A 15,066-nucleotide genomic window follows, 5' to 3' on the forward strand; every position below is an offset into this window, starting at 1 on the left:
GATGACGGTGAGTCTCGGCGTATCAATGACGTGAAGTTGCTTCATATGCCGTCGTCCATAGCGAATATGAAGCTGCTGGAGTTGTAATAGTTCGGCAGTTGTGCAAGGTAGGATCCCGCCCTGGGCGGGTCGGCCTCGGGCCAGTCCTCCGGACCGAGCAGGTGCGAAGAATAGTCGCTGGAGCCCACCTGCGGGACAAAGAACAATCGATATCCGGGTGCTGTCCCGTCCGACGTGAAGGTCCACAGCTGTACTGAACGGTCATCTGAGACGTGGCAGTCCCATTGGACGACCCTGACCACGTTTCCGCCATTGTGAGTGCCGTCGAGGCACTTCCCGGTGCCCGTGTTCCTCAATTGGTAGGTGTCCTGGCCGGCTGCGATGCGTTCCCAGCGCTGGGTCGCTTCGCTGCTGACACACTCCTGGAGCTGCATCATGGCACCCACGGTGTCGGCGGCGTCCTGGATCCCCACACACAGGCCCGTCGCTTGGTTGACCAGCTGGAAGCCCTGCGGTTTTCCGCTCGGCGCCGGACGTGCGGCAACTTCGGGTGGAGCAGAACCGGTTGCGCGGTCGTCGCGAGACCTCGCCCCGGCGGAGGTGTGGGTAGTCGGCGTCGGGGTGGCCGATACGGTCACCGTTGCGGTCACAGCAACGGCCGCCGGGACGGAGCTGGTGGCGGAATCAGAGGCGGCCAGGGGCGGTCGGGTGGCGGTGGCCGGACCGTTCGAGACGACGACTGTGACAGATGCAGCAATCGCTGCGGCCGTGGCCACCACCGCGGCGATGGCAAAGGCTGGGGTGACCGGGACAACGCGGCGGGAGGATGCCTCACGCGAAATGCCGCGTGGAGAGGGGACTTCGGTGGGCTCGGGCGTCGCCAGAGCCGGGATCGCCAGAGCCGCAGAGCGCCCGTCGCCCGGTGACGAGGCCGGCCGCTCCACCGTACTCGGCAGCAACGCCTTGGACAGGGTGGTGTGCTGGCCTGTGTGGATCGCGACGATGTCTGTACGTGCCCGGGCGCAGCTCCCGCATGTGGCCGCGTGCTGGTCGAAGTCCTTGGAGCGTGGGGAGTCCCCGTGGCGGACGGTGTCGTCCAGCACGGCGGCGAAATGGCGGCACGCTCGGCCGGGGGTCTGCGCGGCGTAGGTGCGGAGGTAGGCCTCGTACAGGCCCTTGAGGGCGTGGGCGGCCTCGGAGTCTGCCGTGTCAGGGCTCAGCCCCGCCAAGGGGGTCGTGTGCCCGGCGTGTTCGTCGAGGCTTTGCAACAGCGCCGTCTGCCACGATTCGGGCAGGGTGCGAAAGGCCTTCAGCATCAGTGAGTTGGCCTCAGCGGCCACTGGCTCGGACACGGGTCTCCTCGTGCATGTGTGTCGCGTAGTGGTCTTGGTGATCTGAAGGCGGAGTCAGCCTGCTGGAGATGCAGTGGGCTGATCAGGACCTCGCGATTTTGGAGACGATGCGCTAACGGGTTGGACGGCTGGTGGCAGGGGTGCAGCCGTTGGACCCCTGGGTAGTGGATAGATGCCGTGGCCCGCGTGCGTCAAGATCTGCGGCGAGCGAGTTGATCACGCTGCTGTCGGCATCGACACCGAACTCGGCAATCGCCCCTGGCGCTACGAGCCCGGCTGGTCTCCGGTCGCAACCCGACGCAGGTAATGAACCAGGTAATTCGGCGCTGCCGTCCAGAGGCCTCAGGCCTCATCGTGGAACCCAAGATCGTTCTGCCTCAAGGCAGTTCTTCAGCCTTGAAGAGCGCGGCACCGCAGGAGTGCCACGACAGGGGAGGAAGTAGTAGATGCGCCATACAGACGCGGCTCAGGCACACACGTCCCGAAGACGGCGTTTCCGAGCACCGGTGTACCTCATGGCTCTGGTGTCGATGGTCTTCGCGTTGGTAGCCGTCGATCTCAGTGTGGGCGCCCAGTCGGCACAGGCGAGAGCCTGGTGGGCCAACGGAACGTCCCACCAGTGTCGTCCGACCGATGAGGGAGCCGTCGACTGCGTATTCACGGTGGCGAAAGACCGCAACGATTCGTCTCCCCGGGTGATCGACGTGCCCAACGGTACGTCCAGTACCGGGTCGTGGCTGTTGGCATACGCCCGCAATGACGCTGCCAACCAGGTGTTCTCACTGCGTCCGCAGGGCGATGGCAGTTTCCAGATCAAGTCCAGTTCCGGGCTGTGCCTGCAGCCGGGAGGATGGGACTCCACATGGCGGATTCGCCCCGTACAGCAGGAGCGTTGCAGCGGCTCCGAGAAGGAGCAGTACTGGTATTTCCAGCCGGGTGCGGTCAAGGACAGCGGAACATCCTTCATGATCCGCAACGCAGCCGATGACCAGTGCATCGACGTGGCCAAGAGCTGGCTCGTCGGCCACTCGGACTACCTGAACATGTGGCCCTGCCACGGCGATGACAACCAGTTGTGGGGCACCCGCCTCGACGACAGCGGGCTCGACTTCACCACGGAGTGGGCGGCCAAGTACGCGCTGACCAAGTGCGATGCCAGCGTTGCAGAGCATTCGGCCTACCCGTACTGCAACTACAGTCAGACGCAGGTCGCGGTGACCGGCAATGATGAAGGGGTCGCTCAGTGCCTGGTGGCCCAGCACACTGACGTGGCGATCCCGTCGACAACCGTCGACTACAAGTCGACCACCAGCACGTCGACCATCACAACGGATTCCATCGCCAACGGCACGAAGGAGACCGTCACCGTCAAGCTCGGCAGCTCCAACGACTTCTGGCACGTCGACTTCGCGGCCGAGGCGTCCCAGTTGATCACCCACTCGGTTCAAACGGGGACTACTTCGACCGAGGAGAAGACCTACCGCGCCGTGGTCCCAGCAGCACCCGCGCATTCCACAACCTGGGTGAAGGCCTTCCCGGTCAGCAAGACCTACACCGGCAAGTTCGTCTTCGCCAAGGGCAGCTGGGACGAGTGGACATACAGCACGGAAGCCAAGATCACCGTCACCTACCCCGCCGGGTCGGGAAACACCATGATGTACGACTCCGGTGTCGCTGAAGACAAGCTCGACGCCAATGGCCGATGGGTGCGGCAGCCGGCCTGCGTCAGTGGCGGACCGACCGAGACCATGATCAACTAGGGCGTGTTTTGGAAGTAGTGCCGTCCGCCCGCAGGGCGGGCCCCGCGGCGTCTGGTGCGTGCAGTCGCAAGGCGGAGGATCGTCCTCGTACTGGACGTACTTGGGCGACTCCGACAACACCGCGAGTGCGCGTGCCAGGCGTCGCGGGGCAGGCGAGACTTCTAAAACACGCCCTAGAGGTCACTGGGTTCAGTCCACCCGACACACCGCTCAGGGGGTGCCGCGGCTCCGGCCGGGGCACCCCACTGCGCTGACCACAGAGCAGAGTGCCTCCGGAAACTCAGAGGCGAGGGGTACGCTCCTGCGCCCAGGTGGCGATCTGGGTGCGGGTGGTGAACCCGAGCTTGGCGAGGATGCGCTGGACGTGCCCTTGCGCGGTGCGCGGCGAGATGACGAGCTGGGCTGCGATCTGTCTGTCGGTCAGTCCCTGAGTCACCAGGAGGGCGACCTGACGCTCCCGAGGAGTGAGCATGGTCACTGGATCATGCTCCGGTGGGCCGGGTTGCGATGGGGGCTTGTTCAGTGCGCGGGCGATGGCCTGCTCCATGGTCAAAGCGGCGCCCGACTGTATGTGGGCAGTGAAGCACTCCTCGCTCAGGACGTCTCGGAGCAGGGCCTCGCACTCGGTGCGATGGTGCAGCAGACGCCCGACACCGGGCAGCATGGTGCCGACCTTCTCCCAGGCGCTCTGTGCCGCGCCGAGGAGTTCCGCAGCCTGTGCGCCGTCCCCGTCGCTCGCTCGCGCCCAGGCCAGCACTTCCAGGCACTGGGCCACGGCCAGCCCATTGTGCGCGGGCCGACCGGTGCTCAGGCTCTCCTGGAGGATTCTGACGGTCTGCCGGATGTCTCCATTCAGCCAGTTCTGGAGCCCGAGAAGCCACAGCGTGAACGAGCGGGACCATTGAGCGCCGTGGGCGTCGCACAGTGCCAGGCACTCCTTGCCGAGGGCGACCGCGCGCGGGTCGGCGGAAAGGCAGCAGGCCAAGCTGAGCAGGTAGAGGGTGGCCCATGTGTCGCCGATCTCTCCGTGAGTGCGGAACAGGGCGAGAGCTCGGTCGAACAAAGGGATCGCGCGCGCGAAGTCGTCCTGGAACAGGGCGGTCAGCCCGTCGAACTGCTCGGCGTACGCCTGTGCCAGCGGGTCGTCGAGAGACTGTGCCAACGCGCGGCAGTCCGCCATCCGGACGTGTCCCGAGAGGGTGTCTCCGCGCAGGAGAGCCAGCCATCCGTCGGCCCACAGAGCCTTCAGTCTTGCGGGGCTGGGCGTGGCGTCCGATGCCAGCGCCCTGCCCAGCCAGTGGCGCTCTTCCTCCAGGCTGCCCGCGCCGAGACGGTGGCACCAGAGAGATCCGGCTATCTCCAGACCGACTTGGGCCTCGCCCGGTTCGGTCAGGCAGTAGTCAAGTGCGGTGCGGAGATTGGGTCGTTCCTGGTGCAGGCGGGCGAACCAGGCCGTCTGCTCGCCGGTGAACCACTGGGTCTCGGCATGCAGTACGAGCGCTCGGTAGTAGTCGCGATGGCGGCGGCGCAGCGCCCGGTCTTCCCCGTCGCGCAGCCGTAGGTGGCCGTACTGGCGGAGGGTTTCCAGCATGCGGTATCGCGCGTGCTGCTCCTCGCGGACCAGCACGGACTTGTCCACCAGGCCCGCCACGACGCCGAACACCTCCTGGGCGGTGAGGCCGGAACCTGTGCAGACCGACTCGATCGCCTCCAGGTCGAAGGCGCCGGGGAAGACGGACAGTCTGGCCCAGAGCAGTTGCTCCCCGGGCGCGCACAGATCGAAGCTCCAGTCGAGTGCTGCGCGCATAGTCTGCTGGCGGGGCAGGGCGGCTCTGCTTCCCCCCGCCAGCAGCTCGAACCGGTCGCCCAGCCGTTCCAGGATCTGCTCGCAGGTCAGCACCCGAAGCCGGGCCGCGGCCAGTTCGATGGCCAACGGAATGCCATCCAGGCGACGGCAGATCAGGGCAGCCGTCCTGCCGTGCTGCGAGGGTGCGCACTCCCCCAGCGCGGCAGCCGCCCGGTCGGTGAACAGGTCCAGCGCATCGCTGCGTCCGGCCTGCCTGTCTCGCTCGGATTGCCCGGACTGGCCCGCCGGCCCGGGATCGTCCGGATCGGGCGCCGACAGCGGGGGCACCGTCAGCAGGCACTCTCCGGTGACGCCCAGGGCCTGCCGACTGGTGGCGAGGATATGCAGGTCCGGGACGGCTGCCAGCAGCGCGTCGGCCAGGACCGCACAGGGGTGCAGCAGGTGTTCGCAGTTGTCGAGCACCAGCAGGACCCGCTTGTCACGAAGGTGATCTGTCAGCGCGGCCATCGGCGGCCGACCCATGTCGTGGTTCGGTTCGAACGCCGCCAGCACGGCATGCTCGATCAGTTCTTCCTTCTCGACCACGGCAAGATCCGCAAGCCAGACGCCGTCGGGGAAGGAGCGTCGCACCTGCGCCGCCAGCCTCAGGGCGAGCCGGCTCTTGCCCATCCCGCCCGGACCCGTCAGAGTCAACAGCCTCGTCCGCGCGAGCAGTTGCCGCGCCCGCGACATCTCGGTGCGCCGACCGACGAAGCTCGTCGTGTCCGCAGGGAGATTTCCGGACTCTCTGCGCATCCCAGCCACCCGTGGGCCTCATCTCTCGTGCGCACCCGTCACCCGCTGGACAGTCACGGTGACCAGGCTGGAGTTGCGACCGGCCGGCGGTCGCCGTAGGGGGTCAGGCCGAATGCGGCCCGCCGGACCGATGAAGATCCAGATGTCTCGTGTCAGCCGCGAGTCAAACGGCGGTCCTCGTGGGCCCAGCCACTCAACGCTCAGAGCCTCAGCATCCCCGGGGTAACGGAGCGATGCACGGCGGGCTCGCGCCGCATCACCGAAGCCAGTAAACCACCCTTTAGCACCCCAAGAGCACTGAACTCCCTTCGTTCCGCGGCTTGTTCTCCATCTGCCAGGGCGGATTCCCAGTCCGTAATCGCGAGTTGGCATTGGTTCCATGGACCGCCGCCTCTCGTCCGGTCAGGCAGCCGGCCTCTCACGTCGGCGGCGAGCGCATGCTCAGCGCCGCCGACCGGCGTCAGCGGTCGAAGGCTGCGCGGACGAGGGGCCAGCAGAAAGGCCCCGGCTTGTGCGCCGGGGCCCTTCGTCGCGGTGCCTGCGTCAGAGGTTGACGCCGAAGTCGCGGGCGATGCCCTCCAGGCCCGAGGCGTACCCCTGGCCCACGGCGCGGAACTTCCACTCCGCGCCATTGCGGTAGAGCTCGCCGAAGACCATCGCGGTCTCGGTGGCGGCGTCCTCGCTCAGGTCGTAGCGCGCGAGCTCGGCGCCGCCGGCCTGGTTGACGATGCGGATGTAGGCGTTGCGCACCTGGCCGAAGTTCTGGCTGCGGTTGACTGCGTCGTAGATCGAGACCGGGAAGACGATCTTGTCTACGTCGGCCGGCAGACCCGCCAGGTTGACGTTGATCTGCTCGTCGTCGCCGCCGCCCTCGCCGGTGCGGTTGTCGCCGGTGTGGACGATGGTCTGGTCGGGCGTCGCCTTGTTGTTGAAGAAGACGAAGTGGGCGTCGGACGCGACCTTGCCGCCGGGGTTCACACCGATCGCGGAGGCATCGAGGTCGAAGTCGGTGCCGGTGGTCGTACGGACGTCCCAGCCGAGGCCGACCGTGACGGCGGTCAGGCCCGGTGCCTCCTTGGTGAGCGAGACGTTGCCGCCCTTGGACAGGCTTACTGCCATTGGGAAGTCCCCTTCGTGTCGACTGTGCGGGCTTCGAGCCCTCCCGAAGCTACCGTCACCCGTCATAACGCAGGCAGGGGACTGCCAGGTTCCATCCGTCTGTGCTTCCTTTGCCGCCTCGCGAGGACACGGGGGAGCGCGGACGCCCGAAAAGCGGGTGACGCGGACGGCGCGGGCACGGGACCATGGACGCATGTCCGGTCCCTACATCATCCGCGGTTCGGTCTCCCTGCCGGAGGCCGAGCTCATGTGGCGTTTCTCGCGGTCGTCGGGACCGGGTGGCCAGCACGTCAACACCAGCGACTCGCAGGTGGAGCTCCGCTTCGACCTCGCGAGGACCGAGGCGCTGCCCCAGGTCTGGAAGGACCGCGCGCTGGAGCGTCTGGCCGGCCGGATGGTGGGCGGTGTGATCGCGGTCCGCGCGTCGGCACACCGCTCGCAGTGGCGCAACCGCGAGACCGCGGCGGTGCGGCTGGCCTCCCTGCTGGCAGAGGCGACGGCGCCGCCGCCGCGGCCGCGCCGGGCGACGAGGATTCCGCGGGGCATCAACGAGCGCCGGCTGCAGGAGAAGAAGCAGCGCGCGCAGACGAAGCGCGGCCGCAGCGGCCGCGACTGGTAGTACCCCGCCTGGTCGGCGGCGGGACCTCAGTCCAACTGGCGGTAGCGGCCCCGGAAGTACGTCAGCGGACCCCCGTCCGCGCTCGGCAGACCCACCGACAGCACACGCGCGATCACCAGCGTGTGGTCCCCGGCCACCACCCTCTGTTCCGTACGGCACTCCAGCGTCGCCAGCGCGCCCCTCACCAGCAGCGCGCCGCTCACCTCGCCCCTCGTGTACGGAATGTCCTCGAACAGGAGCCGGTCGCTGACCCGGCCCTTCATCGCGAAGCGGCCCGCGATGTGCCGCTGGCTCTCCGAGAGCACCGAGACGGCCCACAGCGGCTCTTCGGCGAGCAGGTCGTCCATGCGGGAGTCGTTGCGCAGGCTCACCAGGACCAGCGGGGGGTCCAGTGACACCGACATGAAGGCGGTCGCCGTCATGCCGACGTCCTCGCCGCGCGGGCCGTCGTCCGGATCGTGCGCGGTCACCAGCACCACACCCGCGGCCAGCCGGGACATGGCGGCGCGGAACTCCTCGTTGCTCACCCCCTCAGCATGGGGGATGGCAACAGGACCGGTGGCGGGGGTCGTCTGCAACACACGAGGAACGCTAGTCTCGGCCGACCCGCGCCCGCATCGGGCCGGGGGACCAGCCAGGACCTAAGACCGACGGCAGGTCCTGGGACCGGCGGCGCACCCATATTTGCGTTCAGGAAAGCGAGGGTCATTGCAGCTCACGCAGGCAACGCATCATCATCCACTGTGACTTGAGTCACAGAGTGCAGTAATTGTTGACCCTGTGTACCGAGTGGGCAGCTCGCTGTGATTCAGTGACCGTGATACCGCAACAAGAACGTCGATGAGAACCCTGGAGTTTGCTGTCGAGGTCTCGGGGAGAGCGAGCGATGGAGACCGAGTCGGAGCCCTACGTCCGTCTTGCGACCCTGCGGCAGCTGCACCAGGTGGTCGCGGACCTCAACACGGCCCGGAGCTTGGCCGACACCCTGCAGACCGTCGCTGACGGAATCGTCGCGGGACTCGGCTACGAGCTGGCCTGCGTCAATCTCGTACGCCCCGACGGAGATCTCGTCGTCGCCGCATTCGCCGGCAGCGCCGCCGCGGAAGCCCTGATCACGGGCCGCGTCGGCTCCCGCCCGTCCTGGGAACGCCGTCTGTCGATGGGCGAGGCCTGGGGCGAGCTGCGCTTCATCCCGCACACCGAGGGCTGGGTGCTCATAGAGGACGACGTCCCGCAGTGGCACACCGAGGGCCCCGACCCGCGCTTCGAGGACGAGTGGCACCCGCAGGACCGTCTCTACGCCCCCATGTACGCATCGGGCGGCGGCCGCGAGCTCCTCGGCGTCATCTCCGTCGACCGGCCGCGCAACGGACGGCGGCCCGGGCCCTGGGGCCAGGAAGCGCTCCAGATGTACGCCTCCCAGGCGGCGATTGCGATCAGCAACGCCCGCCTGCGAGCAAACATGCAGCGCGCCCTGGTCCGTCTGGAGCGTGAGCAGCAGGCCCTGCGCGCCAGTGAGGAGTCGTTCCGGCAGGCGTTCGAGTACGCGCCGAGCGGCATGGCCATCGCCGAGATGGGCGGCGACCAGCACGGTCGGCTGCTGCGCACCAATGACGCCCTGTGCCGGCTGCTCGGCAGACCCGCCTCCGCGATGCGCCGCTACTCCTTCGCCGATCTCGTGCATCCCGAGGACGTCGGCACGCTGCTGCGTACGTCCGCCGAGGGCGGGCGTGCCGAGCTGCGGCTGGGCCGCCGGGACGGGACGTATGTCTGGGTGTCGCTGCGCAACTCCGTTGTCGCGGACACCGCGGACGGCCCCCGTTTCCTGCTCACCCATGTCGAGGACATCGAGGACCGCAAGCGGCACGAGCTCCAGCTCGCGCACCGGGCCAGCCATGACGCGCTGACCGGGCTGCCCAACAGCGCCGAGCTGCGCGCCCGGCTCAGCGCCCGGCTGTGCGAGCGGCCGCAGACCGCGCGGGAGAGCGCCATCGAGGCCCTGGACGCCGCGTACGGGTCTGACAGCGAGGGCATCTTCGGCAGCGACGGCTTCGACTTCGAGACCACCGGCGTGCCCTACGACCACCACGTCCACACGATCGCGCCCGACAGCGAGGTCGACGACGGCACGAAAGGGCTCGCGGTCCTCTTCTGCGATCTGGACGGCTTCAAGTCGATCAACGACCGGTTCGGGCACCAGACGGGCGACGCCGTGCTCGTCGAGGTCGCGCGCCGGCTCACCACCGGCGTGCGCGACAACGACACGGTCGCCCGGCTCGGCGGTGACGAGTTCGTCGTGCTCGCCGACGGCCTGGGCGCTGCGGACGCCGCCGACCTGGCAGTACGCCTGCGGAACGCGATCATCCTGCCGATCAGGGTCGGCGGCAGGGGCGTGCGCGTCGGGGCGAGCTTCGGGATCGGCTGGGCGAGCTGCGGAATGTCCGTCGAGGAGGTCCTGCAGAGTGCCGACCAGCGGATGTACGTCGAGAAGCGGTCCCGGGCGAAAGTGCACCGGCGGGCCGGCTGAGGTCAACGACACCCTATGGAATACCCCGAACCGGGTAGGCTCGCCCGCGTCGGCGATGTGCTGACGACATGGTGAGGAGTGAATGGGGATGACGGCCGCGAACAACGGCGCGAGCACGCCCGAGGACGACGATCCGTTCGGCTACCTGTACGAGGACGGACGGGCAGCGGGTGCGACACCGCCCGGCCAGAGCCGCGGCTACGGCTATCCGGGTCCTGCCGCACAGCCCGGCGTCCCCAGAACCTCGTACAACCAGGTCCGGACGGTCGGCGAGCGCCAGTACGGCCAGCAGGTCCCGCAGCAGCAGGCGCACGCCCCGCAGGGCCAGCCGACCGCGCAGTACGCGGCACCCGAGACCTACCCCGGCGGCGCCCCCACCCGCCCGGTCGCGCCCCAGGCCGGCGGCCACGGCGGCGGCCGTAGTGGCGGACCCAACACCAAGGGCCTGCTGATCGGCGCGATCGCGGTGGTCGCGGTGGTCGTGATCGGTATCGCGGCGGCACTGATCACGAGCGGCGGCGAGGACGACAAGGCGGGCGGCCAGTCCGGCGGCGACGGCGGCACGAGCGCGGGCCAGTCGGTCAAGCCGAGCGGCGAGCCCTCCACGTCCCAGGACCCGCAGGAGCCCCTGCCGAAGCAGGACGCGGCGACGCTCCAGCTGGGTGCGCCGGCCGCGCTGGCGAAGGACATCAAGGGCGCGGAGGGTGCGGGCGGCGCGTTTGTGACCGGCTTCAACGCGGTCGGCGCCTCGGTCACCTGGAAAGCCAAGATCGCGGAGGCGGGCCAGTACCGGCTGTATGTGCGCTACGCCATCCCCGCGCAGGACGCCAACGCCACGCTGACGGTCAACGGCAAGGCGAACACCAACCCGCTGGGCCTGAAGAACTTCATCCACTCCTCGGACCCCGCGTGGGAGAAGAACTGGCAGACCACCTGGGCGCCGGTCAACCTGAACAAGGGCGAGAACGAGCTCAAGATCTCCTGCGAGGCGGGCAATCAGTGCAACGTCATCCTCGACTGGCTCGAGGTCAAGGAAGGCTGATCAGCCACTGACGAGCGTCAGGAACCCCGCCACCGTCCCGGCCATCGCAGCGCGAGCCGGGGCGAGGTATTTCCGGGGGTCCACCGTGGACGGGTCGGTCGTGTCCAGGAAGGCCCGGACCGCGCCCGTGAAGGCCGTGTTCAGGGCTGTGCCGACGTTGATCTTGACCATGCCGGAGGCGACCGCGCGGCGGATCTCCTCGTCCGGGACGCCCGAGGAGCCGTGCAGCACCAGCGGGAGGGGGATCGCGTCGCGCAGGCGGGCGATGAGGGCGTGGTCCAGGGCGGCCGTGCGCTGCGTCATCGCGTGGGAGGAGCCGACCGCGACGGCCAGGGCGTCCACGCCGGTGGCGGCGACGTAGGCGGCAGCCTCGGCCGGGTCGGTGCGGACGCCCGGTGCGTGGGCGTCGAGCGGGGCCTCGCCCTCCTTGCCGCCGACCTTGCCCAGTTCGGCCTCGATCCAGATGCCGCGCTCGTGGCCCCAGCGCACCGCATCCGCCGTGACCCGGACGTTCTCCTCGTACGGCAGCTTCGAGGCGTCGAACATCACCGAGCTGAAGCCCTCGTCGTCCGCCGACCGGAGCAGGTCCACGGAGACGACATGGTCGAGGTGGAGGGCGAGCTGCGCGGTCGACGCGTGGGCCACGGCGGCCGCCGCGGCGGCGATCGCGGCGAGCTGTCCGCCGTGGAACTTCACGGCGTTCTCGGAGATCTGCAGGATCGCGGGCGCCCCAGCCTGCTCGGCGCCGGTGGCGATCGCCTCGGCGTGCTCCAGGGTGATGACGTTGAAGGCGGCGATGCCGCGGCCGTCGGCCGCTGCGGCCGAGACGAGTTCACCGGTGCTGACGAGTGGCATGCTGCACCCCAATTCCCGGGCGGCTGGGCCCGATTGTGCGCTGTGTGTGGGCCTTCACGCCGCGGCCGCGAGCTCGGTCACCGTGATGTGCGGCAGCAGCTCCTCGTAGGCAGCGGCGTCGAACTCGCCCGCCGCCGGGGCCAGTACGGTCGCCGCCGACAGGGCCACCGCGCGGACGAGCAGGTCCGGCCACGGGAGTTTTTCCACGAGGCCGGAGAGCAGCCCGGCCACCGCCGAGTCGCCCGCGCCTGTCGGGTTGCCCTTCACCGGTGCCGGCGGGGCCGCCTGCCAGACGCCGTCCGCGGTGGCCGCGAGGAGGCCGTCGGGGCCGAGCGAGGCGACGACGGTGTGCGCGCCCCGTCGGCGGGCGTCGCGGGTGGCGCGCAGCGGCTCGCGCGAGCCCGTCAGTTGCGCGAGCTCATCGGCGTTGGGCTTGACCAGGTCGGGGCGGGCGGCGATGCCGCGGCGCAGCGGTTCGCCGCTGGTGTCCAGGAGTACGGGGACGCCGGCGCCGCGGGCCCTGCGGATCAGTTCGGCGTACGCGCCCACATGGATGCCGGGCGGCAGGCTGCCGCACAGGGCGACGGCGTTGGCGCCGGGCAGCAGGGAGTCGTACGAGGTGAGGAACGTCGCCCATTCCCCGGCGGTGACGAGGGGGCCCGCCTCGTTCAGCTGGGTCGTGTCGCCGCTCGCGTCGTCGACGACGGCGATCGTGCGGCGGGTGGTCCCGGCGACGGGGACGAGCGCGTCGCGCGGTGCGAGCGGGGCCAGCAGATCGCGCAGTACGGCTCCGGTGGGCCCGCCCGCGAAACCGGTGACCACGCTCTCGTGACCCAGCGCGGACAGGACGCGGGCGACGTTGAGGCCCTTGCCGCCGGGGCGTTCGCGGACCTCGCTGACGCGGTGGCTCGCGTGCGGGGTCAGTGCGGGGACCCGGTAGGTGATGTCGAGGGCGGTGTTGAGCGTGACCGTCAGGATCACCCGTACACACCCCCACAGAACGCGCTTGCCGTGCTCGTACGGGCCCTGATCATGCCAAACGGAAGGCGGTTGGCCCAGACCCCCGGCCAACCGCCTTGAGTGGCTTGCGTGGAAATCACCCTACGTGCGGCTCAATCACCCATTCGCCCTTGCGCATCACGCCTTTCAGCGTGAACTCGGCGTCGAGGACGACCAGGTCGGCGTCCTTGCCCGGCTCCAGCGAGCCGACCCTGTCGTACACGCCGAGCAGCTTGGCGGGATTGGCCGAAATGGCCTGGACGACGTCCTCCACGGGCAGCCGGTCGATGGTGACCGCACGCCTGAACGCCGTGTCCAGCGTCAGCGTCGAGCCCGCGATGGACCCGCCCTCCACCAGCCGGGCAACCCCTTCCCTGACCTCGACTTCGAGCGGACCGAGCTGGTAGCGGCCGTCGCCGAAGCCCGCCGCGTCCATGGCGTCGGTGATGAACGCGACGCGGGCCGCACCCGCGCGGTGGAAGGCGAGTTCGAGGGCGGCGGGGTGCAGATGCGTGCCGTCGTTGATCAGCTCGACCGTGATCCGCTCGTCCTCCAGGAGCGCGGCGATCGGTCCCGGCGCGCGGTGACCGAGGCCGGGCATCGCGTTGTACAGGTGCGTCGCCACGGTCGCGCCCGCGTCGATCGCCTCGACGGTCTGCTCGTACGTCGCGTCCGTGTGGCCGATCGCGGCGATCACGCCGTGCTCGGCGAGGAGGCGTACGGAGTCGATGCCGCCGGGGAGTTCGGTGGCGAGAGTGACCATCTTCGCCGTACCGCGGGCCGCGTCGATCAGCTTGCGCACCTCCGTCGGGTCGGGATCGCGCAGCAGCTCCTCGCTGTGCGCGCCCTTGCGGCAGGGGGAGATGAAGGGGCCCTCGAAGTGGATGCCGGCGAGGTCGCCCTGCTCGACCAGCTCGGACAGGAAGCCCGCGCGGTGGGCGAGGAAGTCCATCTCGCCGGTGACGGTGGAGGCGACGAGGGTGGTCGTGCCGTGCTCGCGGTGGGTCCGTACGCCCCTCAGAACGTCCTCGGCGCTGCCGGAGGTGAAGGAGGCGCCGCCGCCGCCGTGGTTGTGGATGTCGACGAAGCCGGGCACGACCCAGTGACCGGTGAGGTCGAGGGCGGGCGCGTCGGCGCCAGCGGCGCCGGTGATCCTCGCGCCCTCGACGATCACCCGTCCGCTCTCGACGATCCCGGTAGGCAGCACCACCCGGGCGCCCGTGAGAACCATGCGGTCGGCCATTAGGCGGTTACCTCCGAGTCGGTGGCGAGCAGATCCCAGGCGAGCAGTCCCGCGCCGAGGCATCCGGCGGTGTCCCCGAGGGCTGCCGGGACGATGGCGGGCAGCTTCTGGAACGTGACGCGCTCCTCGACCGCGGCCCGCAGCGGTGTGAACAAGGTTTCCCCCGCCTCGGCGAGACCGCCACCGATGATCAGTGTGCGGGGGTCCAGCAGGGTGAGCGCGGTGACGAGCCCGGCGGCGAGCGCGTCGACGGCGTCGAGCCAGACCTCCCGGGCGCGGGCGTCGCCGGACTCGACGGCCTTCGCGCAGTCGGCGGCGTCGGCGTCCGGGTCGCCGCTTGCCGTCGCCCACGCGCGGGTGACTGCGGCGGCGGAGGCGAGGGTCTCCAGGCAGCCGCGCTGGCCGCAGCCGCAGGCGGGGCCGTCGGGGCGGACGACGATGTGCCCGATCTCGCCGGCGTATCCGTGGGCCCCGGCCTCGATCCGACCGGCGATGCCGATGGCTCCGGCGATCCCGGTGCCCAGCGGCACGAACAGGAACCGGTCGGCGCCCTTGCCCGCGCCGATCCGCCCCTCGGCGAGGCCGCCGGTACGGACGTCGTGCCCGAGGGCGACGGGGGCGCCGAGCCGCTCGCGCAGGAGGTCGCGCAGTGGTACGTCGCGCCACCCGAGGTTGGCGGCGTACACGGCGATCCCGTTCTCGGCGTCGACGATGCCGGGGACGGCGACGCCGGCGGCGAGGGCGCTGTGGCCGAGGTGCTCCTGGCCGTACGCGCGTAGCTCGCCGGCGAAGCCGAGGATGGACTCGACGACGGCGTCGGGCCCGCGCTCGCGCGCGGTGGCGCGACGGGCCTCGTGCAGCAGGGTGCCGTCGGGGGCGACGAGGGCGGCCTTCATGCCGGTGCCGCCCACATCGAGGGCGATGACGTGTCTCACGTGGACAGTCTGG

12 protein-coding genes are annotated in these 15,066 nt (G+C 69.7%); 4 read left to right on the forward strand and 8 right to left on the reverse strand.

The genetic code is table 11. The features are described 5' to 3' along the window. Positions 1–41: 41 nt before the first annotated feature. Positions 42–1,352, reverse strand: coding sequence for an RICIN domain-containing protein (locus OOK40_RS15735; protein ID WP_266481180.1), 1,311 nt, complete (start codon positions 1,350–1,352; stop codon positions 42–44). Positions 1,353–1,867: 515 nt separating this feature from the next. On the opposite strand from OOK40_RS15735, the gene OOK40_RS15740 reads away from it, so the two are divergent. Next, positions 1,868–3,112 carry an RICIN domain-containing protein gene (locus OOK40_RS15740; RefSeq protein ID WP_266481182.1) on the forward strand — a complete coding sequence of 415 codons (1,245 nt, stop codon included), beginning with the start codon at positions 1,868–1,870 and terminating at the stop codon, positions 3,110–3,112. Between the two features lie 280 nt (positions 3,113–3,392). On the opposite strand, the gene OOK40_RS15745 is transcribed toward OOK40_RS15740, so the two are convergent. Continuing rightward, the gene (locus OOK40_RS15745) at positions 3,393–5,714 is read right to left on the reverse strand and encodes a LuxR C-terminal-related transcriptional regulator (protein WP_266481184.1); all 2,322 of its coding nucleotides are present in this window, start codon (positions 5,712–5,714) and stop codon (positions 3,393–3,395) included. A gap of 543 nt (positions 5,715–6,257) precedes the next feature. Beyond that, positions 6,258–6,833 (reverse strand): TerD family protein, encoded by a 576-nt coding sequence (locus tag OOK40_RS15750; protein ID WP_215094963.1) that lies wholly within the window; start codon positions 6,831–6,833, stop codon positions 6,258–6,260. Positions 6,834–7,026: 193 nt separating this feature from the next. Here OOK40_RS15750 and arfB point away from each other — a divergent pair, with 193 nt between their 5' ends. Next, complete coding sequence (gene arfB, locus OOK40_RS15755; RefSeq protein ID WP_266481189.1) at positions 7,027–7,452, forward strand: alternative ribosome rescue aminoacyl-tRNA hydrolase ArfB; 426 nt, start codon at positions 7,027–7,029, stop codon at positions 7,450–7,452. Positions 7,453–7,478: 26 nt separating this feature from the next. Here the strand turns inward: arfB and OOK40_RS15760 are convergent, their stop codons facing one another. Next, a complete protein-coding gene (locus OOK40_RS15760) occupies positions 7,479–8,033 on the reverse strand; it encodes a flavin reductase family protein (protein ID WP_266481192.1) in 555 nt (184 codons plus the stop codon). 305 nt (positions 8,034–8,338) lie between these two features. Between OOK40_RS15760 and cdgB the strand changes: the two genes are divergently transcribed. Both cdgB and OOK40_RS15770 read left to right on the forward strand, forming a co-directional pair. After that, positions 8,339–9,979, forward strand: a complete 1,641-nt coding sequence (gene cdgB, locus OOK40_RS15765) for a diguanylate cyclase CdgB (RefSeq protein ID WP_266481194.1) — start codon at positions 8,339–8,341, stop codon at positions 9,977–9,979. Between the two features lie 88 nt (positions 9,980–10,067). Further along, on the forward strand, positions 10,068–11,021 hold the full coding sequence (locus OOK40_RS15770; RefSeq protein ID WP_266481196.1) for a CBM35 domain-containing protein: 954 nt from the start codon (positions 10,068–10,070) through the stop codon (positions 11,019–11,021). On the opposite strand, the gene OOK40_RS15775 is transcribed toward OOK40_RS15770, so the two are convergent. The 4 genes from OOK40_RS15775 to OOK40_RS15790 all read right to left on the reverse strand — a co-directional run bounded on the left by OOK40_RS15775 (position 11,022) and on the right by OOK40_RS15790 (position 15,053). Next, positions 11,022–11,876 (reverse strand): class II fructose-bisphosphate aldolase, encoded by an 855-nt coding sequence (locus tag OOK40_RS15775; RefSeq protein ID WP_266481198.1) that lies wholly within the window; start codon positions 11,874–11,876, stop codon positions 11,022–11,024. It lies immediately after the preceding gene. Between the two features lie 54 nt (positions 11,877–11,930). After that, the gene (locus OOK40_RS15780) at positions 11,931–12,857 is read right to left on the reverse strand and encodes a 1-phosphofructokinase family hexose kinase (RefSeq protein ID WP_266481201.1); all 927 of its coding nucleotides are present in this window, start codon (positions 12,855–12,857) and stop codon (positions 11,931–11,933) included. A gap of 115 nt (positions 12,858–12,972) precedes the next feature. Beyond that, positions 12,973–14,118 carry an N-acetylglucosamine-6-phosphate deacetylase gene (nagA, locus tag OOK40_RS15785; RefSeq protein ID WP_266481203.1) on the reverse strand — a complete coding sequence of 382 codons (1,146 nt, stop codon included), beginning with the start codon at positions 14,116–14,118 and terminating at the stop codon, positions 12,973–12,975. After that, the gene (locus tag OOK40_RS15790; RefSeq protein WP_266481205.1) at positions 14,118–15,053 is read right to left on the reverse strand and encodes an ROK family protein; all 936 of its coding nucleotides are present in this window, start codon (positions 15,051–15,053) and stop codon (positions 14,118–14,120) included. Before OOK40_RS15790 ends, nagA begins: the two co-directional genes overlap by 1 nt. Between the last annotated feature and the right edge of the window lie 13 nt (positions 15,054–15,066).

Source organism: Streptomyces sp. NBC_01481 (assembly GCF_026339995.1).
Taxonomy (GTDB): Bacteria; Actinomycetota; Actinomycetes; order Streptomycetales; family Streptomycetaceae; genus Streptomyces.

What these genes read in the sequence shown, in the direction of transcription:
- arfB (WP_266481189.1), top strand. Translation starts at nt 7,027, where the DNA reads ATGTCCGGTCCCTACATCATCCGCGGTTCGGTCTCCCTGCCGGAGGCC.
- cdgB (WP_266481194.1), top strand. Translation starts at nt 8,339, where the DNA reads ATGGAGACCGAGTCGGAGCCCTACGTCCGTCTTGCGACCCTGCGGCAG.
- nagA (WP_266481203.1), bottom strand. Translation starts at nt 14,118, where the DNA reads ATGGCCGACCGCATGGTTCTCACGGGCGCCCGGGTGGTGCTGCCTACC.
- OOK40_RS15740 (WP_266481182.1), top strand. Translation starts at nt 1,868, where the DNA reads ATGGCTCTGGTGTCGATGGTCTTCGCGTTGGTAGCCGTCGATCTCAGT.
- OOK40_RS15775 (WP_266481198.1), bottom strand. Translation starts at nt 11,876, where the DNA reads ATGCCACTCGTCAGCACCGGTGAACTCGTCTCGGCCGCAGCGGCCGAC.
- OOK40_RS15745 (WP_266481184.1), bottom strand. Translation starts at nt 5,714, where the DNA reads ATGCGCAGAGAGTCCGGAAATCTCCCTGCGGACACGACGAGCTTCGTC.
- OOK40_RS15750 (WP_215094963.1), bottom strand. Translation starts at nt 6,833, where the DNA reads ATGGCAGTAAGCCTGTCCAAGGGCGGCAACGTCTCGCTCACCAAGGAG.
- OOK40_RS15770 (WP_266481196.1), top strand. Translation starts at nt 10,068, where the DNA reads ATGACGGCCGCGAACAACGGCGCGAGCACGCCCGAGGACGACGATCCG.